Consider the following 17909-nt stretch of genomic DNA (forward strand, 5'->3'; position numbering starts at 1 on the left):
TGTCGTGTGCCGGTGGTGGATCGGGAGCCGTCCGGGCCCGGTCTGCGGGCCCGGACGGCCGCGGTCAGTGCGCCGTGAGATCGAATCCGATGTACTCGGCGGCGTCCTCGGGACTGGCGAAGAGCATGGTCTTGTCATCGAGGTGCACCATGCGCCCGTAGTGAGTGGAGCTGATCTCCTCGAAGACGGACCCGTCGAAGTCGGAGCCGAGAGCGTCGGTGAGTTCCTCGTAGTCGAACTCGAGGCGGTTGACGCCGTCGACGCGGATCATCGACGGGTACTCCGTCAGCTGCACGCCGTCCTTGGCGCCCATGACCTCGGCGACCACGCGGCCGATCGGGGTGTTCATCAGGGTGACGCCACACATGTTGGAGAACTCGGTGGCCGATCCGAATTGCATGCTCACTTGTCCAGCTCCTTCGCGTTGTCGAGCCCGATGTCCTCGAGCAGGGAACGGAACTTCGCCTCGGCGGCCTCGAGGCTGGAGGCGAAGGTGACCGCCTTGTCGGCCGGCTGCGACCAGATCGGCTGCAGGGCGCGCGCGGCGTCGAGGCAGCGCGGCACCCAGGTCGCCAGCCACGTCCCGAACAGCTCCCTGTTCGATTCGCCGAACTGCTCGTCGCGGGTGAGCAGCCGGAAGAGGTTGCGCGTGTAGGCGAGATCCCGGTCGTAGTCGTGCTCACCGGTGCCGACGATCGTCGGCGTGATGTAGTCGCCGTTGCGGGCGGCGATCTGCATGACCAGTTCGCTGCGGAACAGCGAGCCGACGAGCTGCTCGAAGACGATGTTGGTGGCGAAGAGCAGCTCGCACCAGTCCGGCACCGCGGTGAGCCGTTCGACGACCTCGCGGGTGGGCTGCCATTCGGGCGCCGACTGCCAGACCTCCTTGTGGGCGGCCCCGTCGAACGGTATCCCGGCCTCGGACAGGTCGAGGTTGAACAGCGCGAGGTCCTGCGCGAACCGCATCTTGTGTGCCGCGTTGACCGCCACCGCGGTGTTGATCATGTTCGTGGGCCCGGACCGCTGGATGGAGGTGAACACGTGCAGCGCCAGGCCGTTCTCGGCGTGCATCCAGGCGCCGAGATTGCGTTCGATGAACTTCAGCCACGGCGTGTTCCAGCCGTCGTAGGCGCGGGCGCGCTTGGCGTTCTGCAGGCACAGATCCACCTGGCGCACGACCGCCGCGTTGTTGCGGTAGATCGTCTGGTCCCACTCCTCGTTCGGGTCGAGGAAGGCGTGCCAGTTCGACGACTTCGCGGCCGTCCATTCCTTCGGGTATCCGCCCGGTCCGTCGCCGAAGCCGTAGATCCAGCCCTGCGACAGGTGCCGCTCGGGATCGGGTTGCACGTCGACGGTGACGTCCTCGTACATCGTCGACCGCTTCTTGGCCGGCGTGTAGTAGGTGAAGGTGCGGCTGCGGGAGCTGGGAAAGTCCAGCGCGCCGGCTTCGGAGTCGGTGAACTCGATCTTCGGGAAGCTACGGTGCTTGGAGTCGGTAGATGCGGTCATCTCGTTTCTCACTTCTGTCGGTGAAGGAGCAGGGTGGTTTCCTACGGCGCCTACTCGAAGGCGGGGCTGGTGAACTTGTCGTAGAAGATCTGGTCTTTCGGGGTGTTGTGCACCTCGAGCAATTCCAGGGCTGCATCGACCATGGGGGGTGGCCCGCACAGGTAGACCTCGCACCGGTGGATGTCCGGCTCGCGGCGGTCCACGATGTCGGTGACGTTGCCTTCCTCGACCTCCGGGAGTCCGGACGGCGCCGGCTCCGCCGACTCCGAGAGGCAGGGCACGAACACGAAGTCCGTCAGGGTCTTTCCCAGTTCGAGGATCTCGTCGAGGTAGAACAGATCCGCCGGCGTGCGGGCACCGTAGTAGAACCGGACGGGCCGGGTGCTGCCGGTCTCGCTCATGTGCCGCAGGAGCGAGAGGATCGGGGCCATGCCGGCGCCGCCGCCGATGAAGACCACCGGCAGGACGTGACCGTCCTTGAGGGTGAAGGATCCGTACGGTCCGGTCAGGGTGATCTCGTCGCCCACCGAGATGCCGTCCTCGAGCAAGCCGGCGAACTTGCCACCGGGGTACTTCTTGATGAGGAACTCGACATGTCCCGGCGTCGATCGGGTCGTCGCCATGGAGAAGGACCGATGTTCCTCGGTTCCCGGTATCTGCAGGTCGGAGTACTGACCGGGTTTGAACTCGTACCCCGTCGGTTCGACGGGCTGCAGTTGCAGCGACACGATGTCCTTGGTCATCGGCTCGATCGCGGTGATCCGGGTGCGCACTTCTTGAATGGGGATACCACCCAGGAGTTCGTCCTCGTCGAAATTGAGCAGTTCGATGGTGCAGTCGCTGTATGCAGTCGAGCGGCAGAGCAGTACGTGCCCCTCGTCGGTCTCGGCGTCGTTGCAGGCGAACGTCGAATAGTCCTCCATCTGGATGTCGCCTTCGAGGACAAAGGATTTGCAGGCCGAGCAACGCCCCTCGCGGCAGCCGTGCATCAGATGGATGCCCTGCCGGAAGGCGGCGTCGAGGATGTACTCGTCCTCGCCGACTTCCATCTCGATGTCGACGGGCTCGAAATTGATGCGGTGCTTGTCGGCCACGGGGGTGTCTCCTGGGCTCGTGGAATGAATGGTGAGGCGGTGGGTGGCGCCGGAGTGGCCGCGGCGCCACCCACCGAGCCTGAATCAGGCAGGAACTGCGCCGCCGGCGCGGTACGCGGCGATGTGGGCGTCGCGTTCTGCGTCGGACATCTGGTTCAGCAACACGTTCGGGCTCTGGAAGGTGTTGCCCCGCACGTCGTCGAGGGTCCACATCTTCTTCGGGTCGAGGTCGAGGTGCGGCTGACCGACGAGGGTCTTGCCGTCGTCGCGCACGTACCCGAGGTCCTGCACGATGTCGGCGAGGTCCTTGTCATGGTGCAGGGTCTCCCATTCACGGAACCCGGTGAGGCGGCCCATGTTCGGGGTGGGACGTCCCTCGTACTCGCTGCGGAACGCGACGGCGTCGGTCCAGTAGCAGGTCTCCGAGCAGTAGGTCCGCCACTGGTCGTCCACCTTCTCCACGACCATGTCCTCGCGGATGAGGGCGGGCACCATGCACGTCCAGCAGCGGTGCGGGTACTGGTATCCCACCTCCTCGAACGCGATCGGCTTGTTGCGGCCGGGGTAGGCGAGGCGGTTGTAGTTCTCCCACCACTTGCCGTACTTGGAATACCAGCCCGGGTACTTGTGCTCGAACCACTCGAAGTCCGCGTCGGTCATGGCGTCGATCCGCCAGTAGTTCACCGGCCAGCCCGTCGCGAAGAACCGGGCCACCTCGTGGACGTAGCCCTTCTCGGTGATGCGCTTCCACGCCTCCTCGACGAGGTCGTGCGGAATGGTCAGCCCGTACTTCTCGAGCGGGATGAGGTAGCTGCGGTAGTAGTCGTCGTAGATCCACCGCCGCCACATCTCGGCGTAGCTCTCGCGGTCCTTGCGGCGGTCCTTGGTGCCGTACTCGATGAAGGTGCCGATCGCGGCGTCGACCACGCAGTGGTTGTTCCACCACGCGTATCGCAGGTCCCGCTCGAGCAGCGGCCGGTTCCGCTCGTCGGCCAGCGCCATGAGCAGGATCGAGTAGCCGTTGGAGATGTGCCGCGACTCGTCGGACTGCACCGAGTGGAACACGGTGGGCAGCAGGTAGTCGCCGTTGGCGGCCGCCTCGTCGGGCATCGCCACGAACAGGGTGTTCGTGAAGGCCGTCTCCGCGACGACGGTCAGGTAGATGTTGGCCGCGGTGATCGCGTCACCGGTGATGAAGCCCTCCCCGAACTGCCGGCCGATGGTGCCCGCGTAGTTGTTCGCGAACGCCTTCTCGGTCATGTCGAACCCGGCGGGGTCGATGTAGTTGTTCATGTAGAGCTTCTTGAGGTTCATCTGGATCGTCGAGTGCCGAACCTCGTCGATCATCTGCACGGCGAGCCCGTTGTGGATCTCCGGGTTGGGCACCGCGTCGATGGCCATCGGCATCGCGCGGGCCGCCGAGATCTCCGGGAACGGGATGATCGAGAGGAACAGCTTCTGCCACTCCAGCCAGCGCTGCTGGACCTGCCGGAACATGTTCCCGCGGATGGCGCCGTCCATCGCGCCGTAGACCCGGTTGTCCTTCTCCTCCTCCATGGGGAAGTAGGACCGCATGATCTGCTTGAGAGGGTCCTTCTTGGGGGCCTTCTCGAACGTGTAGTCGGTGCCGAAGCGGGTGGCCGGCGTCGCGAACGTCGGTTCCCACGACAGCTCGGTGATCTTCGCATGGGCCTTGGTCAGGCTCTGCCTACTCAATGTGCGCCTCCTGGATCGGGAGCCGGCTCGGTGCCAGCCGTGGACGGTGGGGTGTGGATGCAGATACAACCCGCGGGCGCCACCCCGATCTGTCTCAATGTGAGACGCAGGTCACATTCGGCACAATTACCCTTGTGGACGCAGGGCCCGATGAGAATGTCCCCGTGACAACTCCAGACGACCGGGAGACCGAGGTGGGTGAATTCAGCCGGAGCAGTTCCCAGGACCACACGTCACTCCGGGAGGCACGCGAGGCGTTCCACTCGGCCGATCAGGCCGCGGACGATCCCGGCGACCGCCGGGTCCGGAACTGGCTGCGGGTCTCGTGGCTGCGGTCGCGGGCGGCGAAGGTCGACGTGGACCGCCCGAGCGCCGGCTACGTCGAACCGCTCCCGGTCGACACCGTCCTCACCCGCGCGGCCCGCCCGGTGCTGTCCGCGCTGTCGGCGGAGATCGAGAACGAGCCGGTGTCCCTGATCCTCACCGACGCCAAGGGCACCGTGCTCAGCCGCTACGGCGGCGACCGCGGCCTGCTGACCGCCCTGGACCGGGTCGACCTCGCTCCCGGCTTCCGCTACGCCGAGTCCCAGGTGGGGACCAACGGCATCGGGACCGCGCTCGAGGTCGGTGCACCCCTGCTGATCCGGGGGGACGAGCACTACAGCGGGCACCTGCGGTTGTTCTCCTGCGCCGGGGCCCTGGTGACACACCCGATCACCGGGACACTCCTCGGCGTCGTGGACCTGACCACCAAGACCGAGAACACGAACTCGCTGCTGTTGTCCTTCGCCAAGCTGGCCGCCACCCGCATCAGGGAACGGATCCTCGAGGAGGCCAACGAACTGGACCGGGCCCTCCTGCACGACTACCACGCGGCCTGCCAGCATTCGGGTCGCCCGGTCATCGCCGTCGGCGACGAGGTCCTGATGATGAACGCCCAGACCCAGCAGCAGTTCGACTCACGCGACCAGGCCGCGATCATCGACCGGACCCGGGACGCCCGCGGGCGGGCCGAACCGTTCACGATGCTCGCCGACCTGCCGAGCGGGATCACGGCGCGACTGTCCTACCAGCCGACCTTCGTCGAGGACAGGCTCGCGGGCGGGGTCGTGCGGATCAAGGAGCAACTCGCCCGGACCCGGAGCCCGCGCGCCGCGAAGCAGCCGGCGTTGCGCGCGCTGGCCGGTCGCAGCGCGCAGTGGCAGCACACCGTCCACGGCGTCGTCGAGGCCTGCCGGCGACGGGAATGGCTCGTGCTCGACGGCGAGCCCGGCGTCGGCAAGACCGCGCTGATCCGGGCCGCGCACGAGCACGTCCGGAGCGACCGCGGCCTCGCGGTGCTCGACGCGGCCGCGGTCGACGGTGGGGAGCTGCTGGAGCAGGCGTCGGCCGCGCTCGAGGGCGGCTCCGACCTGGCGGTGCTGCACGCCCATGCGCTCGGCGACGACGATCTCGCCGGTCTCGGCCAGCTCCTGCAGACCGTCACGCCGGACACCCTTCCGGACGACCCGTGGGTGGCGCTGACCATGCAACCCCCGCAGGAGGAGAGCGACACCCACTCCCTGCTCCGGCTCTTTCCGAAGACGCTCTCCGTTCCCCCGCTGCGCCATCATCTCGAGGACGTCCCCGAGCTGGTGCGCTTCCTCCTCGACGCCGCCGGCGCCACCGACCTCACGCTCTCGCCGGCCGCGGCGAACCAGCTCATGCGGCTGTCGTGGCAGGGGAACGTGACCCATCTGCGCAGCGTCCTCGAGGAGACCTGCCGGCGCCGGCGCTCGGGGACCGTCGAGGTCGGCGACCTGCCCGCCGAGTGCCGGGCGACGACCCGCCGGAACCTGACCCGGCTCGAGTCCCTCGAGCGGGACGCGATCGTGGACGCACTGGCCCTGCACGGAGGCGACAAGGCGGCGGCCGCGAAGGCGCTCGGCATGTCGCGGGCGACGATCTACCGCAAGATCCGCGAGTTCGGCATCATCCTCTGATTCCGAATATCAAGTGCCCGTGTCAAATTGAGACACCGGGACACCGCTCCTCAGGAAACACTGCTGAGCGCAGAGACGTTCGCCCCACCAGCCCGGGGTGACCAGACAGGAGTGATCGATGACCGACCACAACGGACTCACCACCGCCGCCGGCGCGCCGGTGCCGGACAACCAGAACAGTCTCACGGCCGGGGCGCGCGGACCCATGCTGCTCCAGGACGTGTGGTTCCTCGAGAAGCTCGCGCACTTCGACCGCGAGGTCATCCCCGAACGACGGATGCATGCAAAGGGTTCCGGAGCGTTCGGCACCTTCCGCGTCACGCACGACATCACCCGGCACACCAGGGCCGCGGTGTTCTCCGCCGTGGGCAAGCAGACCGAGGTGTTCGTCCGGTTCTCCACGGTCGCGGGGGAGCGCGGTGCCGCCGACGCCGAACGCGACATCCGCGGCTTCGCCGTCCGCTTCTACACCGAGGAGGGCAACTGGGACGTCGTCGGCAACAACACGCCGGTGTTCTTCTTCCGCGACCCGCTCAAGTTCCCCGACCTCAACCACGCCGTGAAGCGGGACCCACGGACCAATCTTCGTGATCCCGAGAACAACTGGGACTTCTGGACCAACCTGCCGGAGGCACTGCACCAGGTCACGATCGTCATGTCCGACCGCGGCATCCCCGACGGGTACCGGCACATGCACGGATTCGGCTCGCACACCTTCTCGTTCGTCGATGCCGAGGGCACCCGTTCGTGGGTGAAGTTCCACTTCCGCACCCAGCAGGGCATCAGGAACCTCACCGACGAGGAGGCCGCGGCCGTGATCGCCGGCGACCGCGAATCCGCCCAGCGGGACCTGTACGAGGCGATCGAAGCCGGCAACCACCCGAAGTGGACGCTGTACGTGCAGATCATGCCCGAGGCCGACGCGGCGACGTACCGGTACCACCCCTTCGATCTGACCAAGGTGTGGTCCAAGAACGACTATCCGCTCATCGAGGTCGGAGAGCTGGAGCTGAACCGCAACCCGGACAACTACCACGCCGACGTCGAGCAGGCCGCCTTCTCCCCGGCGAACATCGTTCCCGGCATCGGGTTCTCACCCGACCGGATGCTCCAGGGCCGGCTGTTCTCGTACGGGGACGCCGCGCGCTACCGGCTCGGCGTGAACCACCACCAGATCCCGGTGAACTGCCCCCGGGCCGCCGCGCACGTGAACTCCTTCCACCGTGACGGCGCGATGCGCGTGGACGGCAACCAGGGCAGCGTCCCGAGCATCGAACCGAACTCGTACGGCCGCTTCCGGGAGCAGCCCGAGTACGCCGAACCGCCGCTCGCGGTGGGCGCGGTCGCGGACCGGTTCGACCATCGGGCGGACGACGAGAACTATTTCGAGCAGCCGGGAATCCTGTTCCGCGGCATGTCCGCCGAGCAGCAGACCGTGCTGTTCGAGAACACCGCGCGTGCCATCACAGGGGCATCGGCGGCGACGATCGAGCGGCACATCGCCAACTGCACCCAGGCCGATCCGGCCTACGGCGAGGGAGTTCGCAAGGCCTGCGAGGCACTCGGCGCGCTGTGAGTCCCGTGGTGTCCCCCGGCCCCGGGCGGGTGCGGGGGACACCGCCTCACCCCAGCCAGTCCAGTACCGCGGCGGCGGTCCACGACTGCTGCATGCTGCCGAGCGGCTCGCCGGTGAACGGCTCGTAGTACTCGGCGAACGAGCCGTCGCTGGCCTGCCGCAGACCCTCCGCTCGCAGCAGGTGAGCGCGCTCCGCCCACCCGCGGCGGGCGAACGTCCACGAGAACAGCCACGTCATCACCGGCCACACCGGCCCGCGCCAGTACTCGCGCGGACGGAAATCCCGGGAGACGGGGGAGGTGGACGGCGGCACCGCGTAGCGCAGGTCGGGGTGGCCGCAGAACTTCGGGCCCTCGAAGGTGCGCAGCAGGGCCCGTTCGGTGCCGCGGGGCAGACCACCGCACAGCAACGGCGCGAACATCGCGAGCGTGTCGGTGGCCATCCAGCGGCCGCTGCGCAGGTCGAAGTCCTTGGCGGCGCCGGTGCGCGGATCGGTGGTGTCGAGCACGCCGCGGCGGAACCGGTCCGCGTACTCGTGCAGCTCGCGGACGTCGGCGTTCGGGCGCGAATGCTCCTCCCCGATGACGGCGAGCACGTCGCACGCGAGGGCGAACACGGCACTGACGAACACGTCCTCGACGGCGAAGCTCATGGCCGTGGCCAGGGCGTCGTCGTCGTAGCGCACCTCCTTCATCTCCTCGAGCAGCCACAGGTAGCGGGCGTACTCGGCGTCCGTCGGCCGCTGACTCGGGTCGCCGACGTGGGCGAGGTCCTCGCGCCGGAACGTCGGCACCGCGCCGGCGACGACGTTCGCGTAGGCCGCGTCCCACCGGGGCGAGTTGTCCATGCCCGATTCCCAGCCGTGGTAGAGCGCGATGCGGCCGTTGCCGTCGAGGTCCCGGGCGCGGGCCAGCCACCGGTGCCAGCGCACCAGGTCGGGCCAGCGGCGGTCCAGGAACTCCTCGGCGACGGCGCGGGTGCTGCGGCCGTGCCGGCGGCTGTGGTCGAGGATGCGCTGCACCGCGATGGCGTGCACGGGCGGCTGGGTGATGCCCGACGTCTGCGGGCCCAGTGGCGCGGCGGCGGCGAGATCGGTACAGGCCCAGCGCGCCGGACCCGGAAAGTAGCCGTCCACCCCGCTCGCGAACACGATGTGCGGGATCATGCCGTTGCGCCACTGCGCCGAGAGCAGGGTGTCGAGTTCGACGACGGCCCGCTCGACGCTCAACGGGGCCAGCCCCACCGCGACGAACGCCGCATCCCAGCTCCACATGTGCGGATACAGCTTCGGGGCGGCACTGGTCATCGTGCCGAGGTCGTTACCGCGCAGCAGGTAGGCAGCCCGCGCGGCGAGCTGGGTGTGGGTGAATCCGCGGTCCGGCATCGCATCATTGTGCGACCGTCCCGGCGTGGGCGCGCGCCGAGGGGCACGTGGACGGACCCCGGCCCGACACCTGCCGTTCGGCTCGGCGGTGCCGCAACGTCACGTGCGCGGGGTGGACTGACCGGGTCTGGACGTTCGTCCACTCACCACGGATCGTCGGGCACGTTCCTGCCCGTGAAGGGATTTCGAGACAATGGCTTCAGTGACCTTCGACCACGCCACCCGGCACTACGCGGGGGCCGCGTCCCCGGCGGTGGACGCGCTGGATCTGAGCATCGCGGACGGCGAGTTCCTCGTCCTGGTCGGCCCCTCCGGATGCGGCAAGTCGACCTCGCTGCGGATGCTCGCCGGGCTCGAGGACGTCGACTCCGGGCGGCTGTTCATCGGCTCCGGCGACGTCACCGACGTCGAACCCCGCAATCGCGACATCGCGATGGTGTTCCAGAGCTATGCGCTGTACCCGCACATGACCGTCGCGGACAACATGGGCTTCGCCCTGAAGATCGCCGGGGTGCCGAAGGACGAGCGCGTCGCGCGCGTGCAGGAGGCCGCCGCGATGCTGGACCTCACGCCGTACCTGAACCGCAAACCGAAGGCACTGTCCGGTGGTCAGCGGCAGCGGGTCGCGATGGGCCGGGCCATCGTGCGCAGCCCGCAGGTGTTCCTGATGGACGAGCCCCTGTCCAACCTCGACGCCAAGCTGCGGGTGCAGACCCGCAACCAGATCGCGCAGCTGACGCGCCGGCTCGGCGTGACGACGGTGTACGTCACGCACGACCAGGTGGAGGCGATGACGATGGGGGACCGGGTCGCGGTGCTGGACGGCGGCAGGCTCCAGCAGGTGGACACGCCGCGGGCGCTGTACGAGCGGCCGGTGAACGCGTTCGTCGCCGGGTTCATCGGCTCCCCGGCGATGAGCCTGTTCGAGGCGCCGGTCACCGACGGGGGCGTGCGGATCGGCGGGCACGTCGCGCCCGTGCCCCGCCACGTGCTCGCGGCCGCCCGGGGGACCACGGTGACGATCGGCGTCCGGCCCGAGCACCTGACGATGTCCACTGACGGATCCGGGTTCGATGTGGCCGTCGAGAGTGTGGAGGGACTGGGCGCGGACGCCTACGTCTACGGTGGCACGACGGTGGACGGCCACCGCCGCGACGTGGTGTTCCGCACCGGCGGGCACAACCCGCCGTCGGCGGGCGCGGTGGTGCGGCTGCTGCCCGACCCCGAACGGGTGCACGTGTTCGACGCCGGGACCGGGGTGCGGCTGAGCGACTGAAGCGCGGCGGCGGGGCGAGGCCGCGTGGCCTCGTCCCGACCCGGCGTCACTGCACGCAGAGCAGGTCGTTCAGATCCGCGATCGAGCGGCCCGCGAGGGTGGGCCACAGGGTGTGCCCCGGATGCTCGGGCAGCGCCACGACGTTGGGTACGCCGACGGTCACGACGCCGGCAGCACGAGCCGAGGCCAGGCCCGGCAGGGAGTCCTCGATCGCGACGATGCGCGCGGGGTCGAGGGGAGCGCCCAGGTCGCGGCCGAGCGCCTCGACGGCCCGCAGGTACGGCTCCGGGTGGGGTTTGCCGTTGCCGACCATGTCGCCGGTGACGAGGAACCGGAACGTGCCCGCGGGCAGCATGCGGTCGATCACGTCGGCGAGGGGCCGCTCGCTCATCGTCACGAGCGCGCACGGCACGTCGGCGGCGGCGAGTTCGCCGAGCAGTTCCCGGGCGCCGGGCCGCCACGGGACCGCCTGCCGCACCTGGGCCACGACGGAGTCGACGAGCGTGTCCACGATGGTGCGGACGGGCAGGTCCGCGCCGGCGCGCTGCAGCACCCGGGCGGTCTCGGGCAGGGCGCTGCCGACGAGGCCGGCGGCCTGCCCGTCGCTCCACGGGACCGAGAACGCCTCCAGCAGTTCGCGTTCGGCCCGGAACCAGTACGGTTCGGTGTCGACGAGCGTGCCGTCCATGTCCCAGAGCACGGCGTGGACGGCGGGGGGCGTGTGCATTCGGGGCTACTCCTGATCGGTGGCGGGGGGCACGGGCACGACCTGGACGCGGACCCCACGGGTGCGCAGGCCGTCGACGAAGTCGGCCGGCGCGCCGTCGTCGACGAGCACGTCGTCGATCGCACGCCAATCGGCGACGAGGTGGAAGGACCGGCGGCCGATCTTCCCGGAATCGAGCAGCAGGACACGCCGGGCGGCGACGCGCAGCATCTCGGTTTTGAGGGCGACGATCGAGTCCTCCTGGTGGTACAGCCCGTCCGTGTCGGCGGTGGTGGTGGACAGGAACAGGGTGTCCACCCGCACGCCGCGGACCGCAGCGAGGGCGCCGGCTCCCAGGAACGACTCGTGACCGACGTCGAATGTGCCTCCCAGAGCCACGGTTTCGATGCCGGTATGGTGCGTGAGGGCCGCGAGGCCGGGCAGGTAGTTGGTGACCACCCGCAGGTCCTCGACGTCGGCCAGACGCTCGATCACCGTCGCGACGGTGGTCGAGTCGTCGAGCATGATCGACGTGCCGGGGGCGACGATCCGTGCCGCTGCGGCGCCGAGCGCCCGCTTCTGGGGCAGCGCGAGCCGCCGCCGGACCGCCGCGGCGATCTCGTACGTGCCGGTGCGTTCGACACTGACACCACCGCGAAACTTGCGGACCACGCCGCGGCGCTGCAGTTCGTCGAGATCGCGGTGCACCGTCATCAACGACACCCCGAACCGCTCGGCGAGCCCCTGGGCTGTGGCGTGATCGTCCGCCAGCAACGATTCCAGGATCGCGTCGAGCCTTTCCTGGCGGGGGTTGCGGTTCGCTCTGGACATCGCGCATCACCTCCTCACGTTCGAATGTTTCGACACCGGACTTTATATCACTCTATTTGTTATGAACTCCGCGTGAACGGACCGGGAAATGATGGTCTACGGACCGCCAACCGAAATCGACCGGCGTCCCGAACCGCGGCGACAAATACTCGTATTCTTGTTCATAACAATGCAATTAGAGACAAACACCGGTCGCGATCGGGAGTTCGGACACGGACCCGGCCGTGTTGACCGAACGATGCGGGCGGTGCCACCATCGTCCCGGCCGCTTCGGTTCTTAACTATTCGCTGTTATTTCGACAAGGACGGTGGACGTGTCCGTGACACTGACCCGGCGCGAGACGGACCCGGTCGTCCGCGCCCCGGGCATCCCGGCCCCGGCACCCCGGCCGGGCCGCAGCCGGCGCAGGCGCCGCGAACGTGTGCTGTTCGCGCTGTTCGCACTGCCCAACCTCGCGCTGATCGTCGTCTTCGCGTACTGGCCGGTCGCCGGTAACGCCTACCTGAGCCTGACGCGGTGGGACATGATCGCCCCGCAACCGCTGTTCGTCGGCTTCGACAACTACGCGGCCCTGTTCACCGATCCCGCGTTCCTGCGGGTGCTGCGGTTGACCGGCATCTGGGTCGTCAGTGTGGTCGGCATCAGCCTGGGCGGGGGACTGGCCCTCGCCCTGCTGTTCAACCTGAGGCTGCCCGGCCGCGGCGCCGTCACCGCGATGGCCTTCTCCCCGCACATCCTCTCCGGTGCCGCCGTAGCCGCGATCTGGCTGTTCATGTTCGACCCCAACTACGGCCTGTCCCGGGCCCTGTTCTCCGCCGTCGGCGCGGACTCGCCGCACTGGACGACGTCCGGACAGTGGGCCCTGCCGGCACTGATCATCGTCGCGGTGTGGAAGGGCGTGGGATTCGTCGCTATCGTGTATCTCGCAGCACTGCAGTCGATTCCGCCGGACGTACTCGAGGCGGCCCGGCTGGACGGCGCCGGCCGGTGGCAATCGTTCCGGTACATCGTCCTTCCACTGCTCTCGCCCACCACCTTCTTCCTGCTCGTCACCCAGGTCATCGCCGCGTTCCAGTCGTTCGACCTCATCGCGATGATGACCGGCGGCGGACCGGCCGGTGCCACGACGACCCTCAGCTGGTTCATCTACCAGCAGGGCTTCCGCGAGTTCGACACCGGATCCGCCGCGGCCGGCTCGATGATCATGTTCCTGGTCCTCATGGCGATGACGGTCGTCCAGATGCGCTACATCGAGAAGAAGGTGCACTACTGATGGCCACCCTCATCCCCCGTCGTGGGGCGCGCCTGAAGGCGCTGCCCGCGCTCGTCGTGACGGCCCTGGTGTTCGCCGTCCCCTTCTTGTGGATGCTCACCTCCGCTTTCAAACCGGAGGCCGAGATCTACCGGTGGCCGCTGCAGTGGCTGCCGAGCGAGGTCGTCCTCGACAACTTCGTCCGGGCCTGGGAGGCGGCCCCGTTCGACCGGTTCCTGGTCAACTCGCTCGTCGTCACCGCCGTCGGGGCGACGCTCAAGGTGGTGCTCGCCGTCTTCAGCGCCTACGCCTTCGCGTTCCTGTCCTTCCCCGGCCGGAACCTGCTGTTCGTGGCCGTGCTCGGCGCGTTGATGGTCCCCGGACACGTGACCCTGCTGATCAACTACATCACCATCGGCAACCTCGGCTTGATCAACACCTATGCCGGTATCGTATTGCCGGGACTGGCCAGCGCATTCGGCACCTTCCTGCTACGGCAGCACTTCCTCGGTCTCGCCCCGGAGGTCCTCGAGGCCGCCGAACTGGACGGCGCCGGGCACCTGCGCCGACTGGTGCACTTCGTGCTGCCCATGTCGCTGCCGGCGGTGATCACCGTGGCGCTGATCGCCGTCATCGACGAATGGAACGACTTCATCTGGCCACTGCTGGTGACCAACTCCGTGCAGATGCGCACGTTGCCGATCGGCCTGATGTACCTGAAGGAGACCGAAGGCGTCGACCAGTGGGGCTCGATCATGGCCGGCACCACGTTCGTCGTGGCGCCGATGCTGCTGCTGTTCCTGCTCGCCCAGCGCTACATCATCAGCGGCATGGCCGGCGCCGCCGCCCGCCGATGACCCCGACCACCTCCGCTTCCGCTCCGTACCCCTCTCCAGGAGAAGCCATGTCCCCGCTTTCCCACCCCTCGTCGATCACCTCGGCGCGCCTGAGCCGGCGCCGGTTCCTCACCCTCGCCGCGATGGTCTCCGCCACCGTCCCCGTCCTGTCCGCCTGCGGCAGCCCCACCTCCGGCTCCTCGTCGTTCGCGCAGCCCGACGTCGCGCCGCCCGCCGAGTACGCGGGCCGAACCAACGTCGTCGTGTGGAGCCCGTGGACGGGCAACAACGGCGACCGACTCGCCGCGATCATCAAGGGCTTCAACGACTCCCAGTCCGAGGTCTACGCCGAGATCCAGACGTTCAACGGCTACGACGGCGTCTCCGAGAAGCTCGCCGCGGGCCTGCAGGCCCGGCAGATCCCCGAGATCGCCGTATTCTCCGACGTGCACTGGAACATCTTCTTCCTCAACGGCAGCCTCGAGCCGCTCGACGGCTACTTCACCGGCGAGTTCGGCCCCGCGACGTTCCACAAGCGGCTGTTCGACGAGGGCGTCGTGCGCGGACAGTCGTTCTGGGTGCCCTACGGCCGCTCGACCCCGCTGTTCTACTACAACAAGGAAGTCTTCGCCGCAGCCGGCCTGCCGGACCGGGCGCCCGCCACATGGGAGGAGTTCCGCGGCTGGGGCAAGGAGATCACCGGCCGCGACTACCGCGGCAACAAACTTCAGATGCGCGCCTACACCGGCACCGACGACTGGTACTTCCAGGGCCTGCTGTGGAACTTCGGCGGCGGCATCTCCGACGGCCTCGACGTGGTGCTGGACACCCCGGAGAGCATCGCGGCAGCGGAGTTCGACCGCGCGGTCGTCAACGACGACCGGATCGGCTACCTCGCGCAGAGCATGAACAACGACTTCACCAACGGTCTCGTCGCGACCATCACCAACTCCACCGGCTCGCTCACCGGCCTGATCTCCGGCGCCGACTTCGAGGTCGGCGCCGGCTTCCTGCCCACGGCTACCACCACCGGGGTGCCCACCGGTGGCGGCGGACTGTCGATCATGAAACACGCGGCGCCGGAACGGAAGGATGCCGCGGCGAAGGTCCTGGCGTACCTGTCGCGGCCGCAGCCGTCGGCCGACTGGACCGTCGGTACTGGCTACCTCCCGGCGACGATCGGCGCGGCCGAATCCGCCACCGTGCAGCAGCGCATGATCGAGAACCCGTACTACCGGCTGGCCGTCGAACAGCTCGGCATCGCCCGGCAACCGGACGCCGTGCGCCGCTACGTCTCGAGCACGATCGTCGAGATGCGCACCGCCATCCAGAAGCTGTACACCGAGAACGCCGACGCGGCCACGACGCTGCGGCAGACCGCGGAGAAGCTCCGCGCCGAAGCCGACATCCTCCGCCCCCGCTACGAAGAGATGGTCGCCTGATGAGCACACCGACCCCCACCCGCTCGTTCACCCTCGTCGGACACCGCGGCGCCATGGCGCACGCCCCCGAGAACAGCGTCGAATCCTTCCTCCTGGCGGAGGCACTCGGGGCCGACGAGATCGAGCTCGACGTCCGTCTCACCGCCGACGGTGCCGCGATCGTGCTGCACGACCCCACACTGGACCGCGTCGCCGCGGACGAGTCGGGGCGCCGGCTCGGCCCGGTCGCCGACCTGTCCCTCGAGCGGCTGCGCCGCGTCCGGCTCGACTCCGGGCATCCGGTGCTGACGTTCGACGAGGCGCTCGACGCCACGACGGTGACCCTGCAGGTCGAGATCAAGGCGCCCGCCGTGGTGCCCGAGCTCGCTCGCATCGTCGCCGCACGACCCGCCGACACCGACCGTATCCGGTTCACGAGCTTCCAGCCGGAGGCCCTGCGCCTGCTCGCCCAGCACGCCCCGGCCGTGCCGCGTGGCCTGATCACGCTCGGCCACCCCGACGCGCGGCGGCATCCGGAAGGTGTCGAGACCGTGCTGACAGCGACCGGCTGCAGCGCCTTCTACTGCGGTTGGGACGGCCTGACGACCGAGGTCGTCGACCGCATCCGCGGGCTCGGGTACGAGATGCACGGCTGGCCGCTGCGGGGACCGGAAGACGTGCGCCGCGCCCTCGAGTTCGGCCTGGACGGCGGCACCGCCGACGACCCGGGCGCCGCCCGCACGTGGCTCGAGGAGGCGCTCGGCCACTGAGTCCGTCCGCCGCGAGGTGTCGGAAATCGGACATCTATACGCGTCCCGACCGTTGTTTCTGTCCGAAACGGCGCACCGATCGGTGCCGACGCCCACCAACCTTTCCGCACGAGACCTACGGTGGGATACGGAAACCGTCCCCCGGCCCCGAGGAGTATCGGCAGATGAGGATCACCGGCGCAGTCCTGGAGGAGATCGGCCGGCCGCGGCCGTTCGCCGAGTCGAAACCGATCAGCGTGTCCGAACTCGAGCTCGACGCGCCGGGACCGACCGAGCTGCTGGTACGGATCGAGGCGGCCGGGGTGTGCCACTCCGACCTGAGCGTCGTGGACGGCAACCGGGTCCGCCCCGTACCGATGCTGCTCGGCCACGAGGCGGCCGGCCGCATCGTCGAGGTGGGCTCCTCCGTCGACGACTTCCGGGTGGGGCAGCGAGTGGTCATGTCGTTCCTGCCGCGATGCGAGGCGTGCGACAGCTGCGCGGAGGACGGCCGGCTGCCCTGCACCGCCGGGTCCGCCACCAACAACGCCGGGGAACTGCTGCACGGCGGCCGTCGCCTGCACCGCGACGGCCACCCGGTGCACCACCACCTCGGGGTCTCGGGTTTCGCGACGCACGCGGTGATCGACCGCGCGTCGGCCGTCGCGGTCGACGACGACGTGCCGCCCGACGTCGCCGCGGTGCTCGGCTGTGCCGTGCTCACCGGCGGGGGCGCCGTTCTCAATGCGGCCCGGCCGCGGCCGCAGGACAGCGTCGCGATCGTCGGCCTCGGCGGGGTCGGCATGGCGGCCCTCCTCACGGCCGTCGCGCAGGGTGTCTCGCGCATCGTCGCGATCGACACCCTCGACGACAAGCTCACCCGCGCCCGCGAGCTGGGGGCACACGAGACCTACACGCCGGGCGAGGCGGTCGAGCGGGGCGTCAAGGCCCGGTACGTCATCGAGTGTGCCGGCAGTGCACGGGCGTTCGAGACCGCGTTCGGTCTCACGGCGCCCGGCGGCACGACCGTGACGGTCGGTCTGCCCGCGCCGACCGCGACGGCGGCGATCTCCCCGTTGACGGTGACCGCGGAGGCACGCACGATCGTCGGCAGCTACCTCGGCTCGGCCGTGCCGCGCCGCGACATCCCCCAGTACGCGCGGATGTGGCGGGAGGGCCGGCTCCCGGTGGAGGAACTGATCTCCTCACGGATCCCCCTGTCGCGGATCAACGAGGCCATGGACCAGCTCGCCGACGGGCTGGCCGTGCGTCAGGTCATCATGTTCGACGACTGACGGTAAGAGGCCGAGTGCCGGTCGGTCCGGGACCAAGGTCCCGGACCGGATATCTTGCGGGAAGTGGTTTTCCGGACGGCCGAGCGACCCGTCGAGCGGCACGGGACGAGGTGCCCGGCCGATCCGGCCACTCGGTCCCTCCGGTGGGCGCCGGAGTGCTCCGGCCGATAGACGGCCGATGGGCACAGTCGGCGGGAGACTTTGGACCCTTTCTCCGAGTCCTCGGTCCCGCCGACGCGGCAGAGTCGGGGGAGCGATCCCGGTCCCGCCGGTGTGCGGTC

15 protein-coding genes are annotated in these 17909 nt (G+C 69.0%); 8 read left to right on the forward strand and 7 right to left on the reverse strand.

Going from position 1 to position 17909, the window contains the following annotated elements:
- Positions 1-64 precede the first annotated feature (64 nt).
- The 4 genes from mimD to ACWPOB_RS01645 form a co-directional block, all read right to left on the reverse strand.
- On the reverse strand, positions 65-406 hold the full coding sequence (gene mimD / locus ACWPOB_RS01630; RefSeq protein ID WP_029546745.1) for a propane 2-monooxygenase effector subunit MimD: 342 nt from the start codon (positions 404-406) through the stop codon (positions 65-67).
- Positions 403-1509, reverse strand: a complete 1107-nt coding sequence (locus tag ACWPOB_RS01635) for an aromatic/alkene monooxygenase hydroxylase subunit beta (protein ID WP_100056431.1) — start codon at positions 1507-1509, stop codon at positions 403-405. Before ACWPOB_RS01635 ends, mimD begins: the two co-directional genes overlap by 4 nt.
- 50 nt (positions 1510-1559) lie before the next feature.
- Complete coding sequence (locus ACWPOB_RS01640; protein WP_455399687.1) at positions 1560-2603, reverse strand: 2Fe-2S iron-sulfur cluster-binding protein; 1044 nt, start codon at positions 2601-2603, stop codon at positions 1560-1562.
- Positions 2604-2687: 84 nt separating this feature from the next.
- Positions 2688-4319, reverse strand: coding sequence for a ferritin family protein (locus ACWPOB_RS01645; RefSeq protein WP_029546748.1), 1632 nt, complete (start codon positions 4317-4319; stop codon positions 2688-2690).
- Positions 4320-4483: 164 nt separating this feature from the next.
- On the opposite strand from ACWPOB_RS01645, the gene ACWPOB_RS01650 reads away from it, so the two are divergent.
- Positions 4484-6301 carry a sigma-54-dependent Fis family transcriptional regulator gene (locus ACWPOB_RS01650; protein ID WP_455399688.1) on the forward strand — a complete coding sequence of 606 codons (1818 nt, stop codon included), beginning with the start codon at positions 4484-4486 and terminating at the stop codon, positions 6299-6301.
- Positions 6302-6419: 118 nt separating this feature from the next.
- Positions 6420-7877 carry a catalase gene (locus ACWPOB_RS01655; protein ID WP_455399689.1) on the forward strand — a complete coding sequence of 486 codons (1458 nt, stop codon included), beginning with the start codon at positions 6420-6422 and terminating at the stop codon, positions 7875-7877.
- A gap of 46 nt (positions 7878-7923) precedes the next feature.
- Here ACWPOB_RS01655 and ggh read toward each other — a convergent pair whose 3' ends face one another.
- Positions 7924-9261 (reverse strand): glucosylglycerate hydrolase, encoded by a 1338-nt coding sequence (gene ggh, locus ACWPOB_RS01660; RefSeq protein WP_006932115.1) that lies wholly within the window; start codon positions 9259-9261, stop codon positions 7924-7926.
- A gap of 193 nt (positions 9262-9454) precedes the next feature.
- On the opposite strand from ggh, the gene ACWPOB_RS01665 reads away from it, so the two are divergent.
- Positions 9455-10537, forward strand: coding sequence for an ABC transporter ATP-binding protein (locus tag ACWPOB_RS01665; protein WP_455399690.1), 1083 nt, complete (start codon positions 9455-9457; stop codon positions 10535-10537).
- Positions 10538-10583: 46 nt separating this feature from the next.
- Here the strand turns inward: ACWPOB_RS01665 and ACWPOB_RS01670 are convergent, their stop codons facing one another.
- Both ACWPOB_RS01670 and ACWPOB_RS01675 read right to left on the reverse strand, forming a co-directional pair.
- Entirely contained in the window at positions 10584-11264 is a 681-nt protein-coding gene (locus ACWPOB_RS01670) for an HAD family hydrolase (protein WP_100055566.1), read from the reverse strand.
- Positions 11265-11270: 6 nt separating this feature from the next.
- Positions 11271-12074 carry a DeoR/GlpR family DNA-binding transcription regulator gene (locus ACWPOB_RS01675; RefSeq protein ID WP_100055567.1) on the reverse strand — a complete coding sequence of 268 codons (804 nt, stop codon included), beginning with the start codon at positions 12072-12074 and terminating at the stop codon, positions 11271-11273.
- A 314-nt stretch (positions 12075-12388) separates the two neighbouring features.
- Between ACWPOB_RS01675 and ACWPOB_RS01680 the strand changes: the two genes are divergently transcribed.
- The 5 genes from ACWPOB_RS01680 to ACWPOB_RS01700 all read left to right on the forward strand — a co-directional run bounded on the left by ACWPOB_RS01680 (position 12389) and on the right by ACWPOB_RS01700 (position 17628).
- Complete coding sequence (locus ACWPOB_RS01680; RefSeq protein ID WP_455399691.1) at positions 12389-13348, forward strand: carbohydrate ABC transporter permease; 960 nt, start codon at positions 12389-12391, stop codon at positions 13346-13348.
- Complete coding sequence (locus ACWPOB_RS01685; protein WP_100055569.1) at positions 13348-14184, forward strand: carbohydrate ABC transporter permease; 837 nt, start codon at positions 13348-13350, stop codon at positions 14182-14184. The genes ACWPOB_RS01680 and ACWPOB_RS01685 overlap by 1 nt, the downstream gene beginning before the upstream one ends.
- 47 nt (positions 14185-14231) lie before the next feature.
- The gene (locus ACWPOB_RS01690) at positions 14232-15605 is read left to right on the forward strand and encodes an extracellular solute-binding protein (RefSeq protein WP_455399692.1); all 1374 of its coding nucleotides are present in this window, start codon (positions 14232-14234) and stop codon (positions 15603-15605) included.
- On the forward strand, positions 15605-16354 hold the full coding sequence (locus ACWPOB_RS01695; protein WP_100055570.1) for a glycerophosphodiester phosphodiesterase: 750 nt from the start codon (positions 15605-15607) through the stop codon (positions 16352-16354). The genes ACWPOB_RS01690 and ACWPOB_RS01695 overlap by 1 nt, the downstream gene beginning before the upstream one ends.
- Before the next feature lie 164 nt (positions 16355-16518).
- On the forward strand, positions 16519-17628 hold the full coding sequence (locus tag ACWPOB_RS01700) for an alcohol dehydrogenase catalytic domain-containing protein (RefSeq protein ID WP_455399693.1): 1110 nt from the start codon (positions 16519-16521) through the stop codon (positions 17626-17628).
- The last annotated feature ends 281 nt before the right edge of the window (positions 17629-17909 follow it).

The organism is Rhodococcus sp. 2H158 (genome assembly GCF_053764755.1).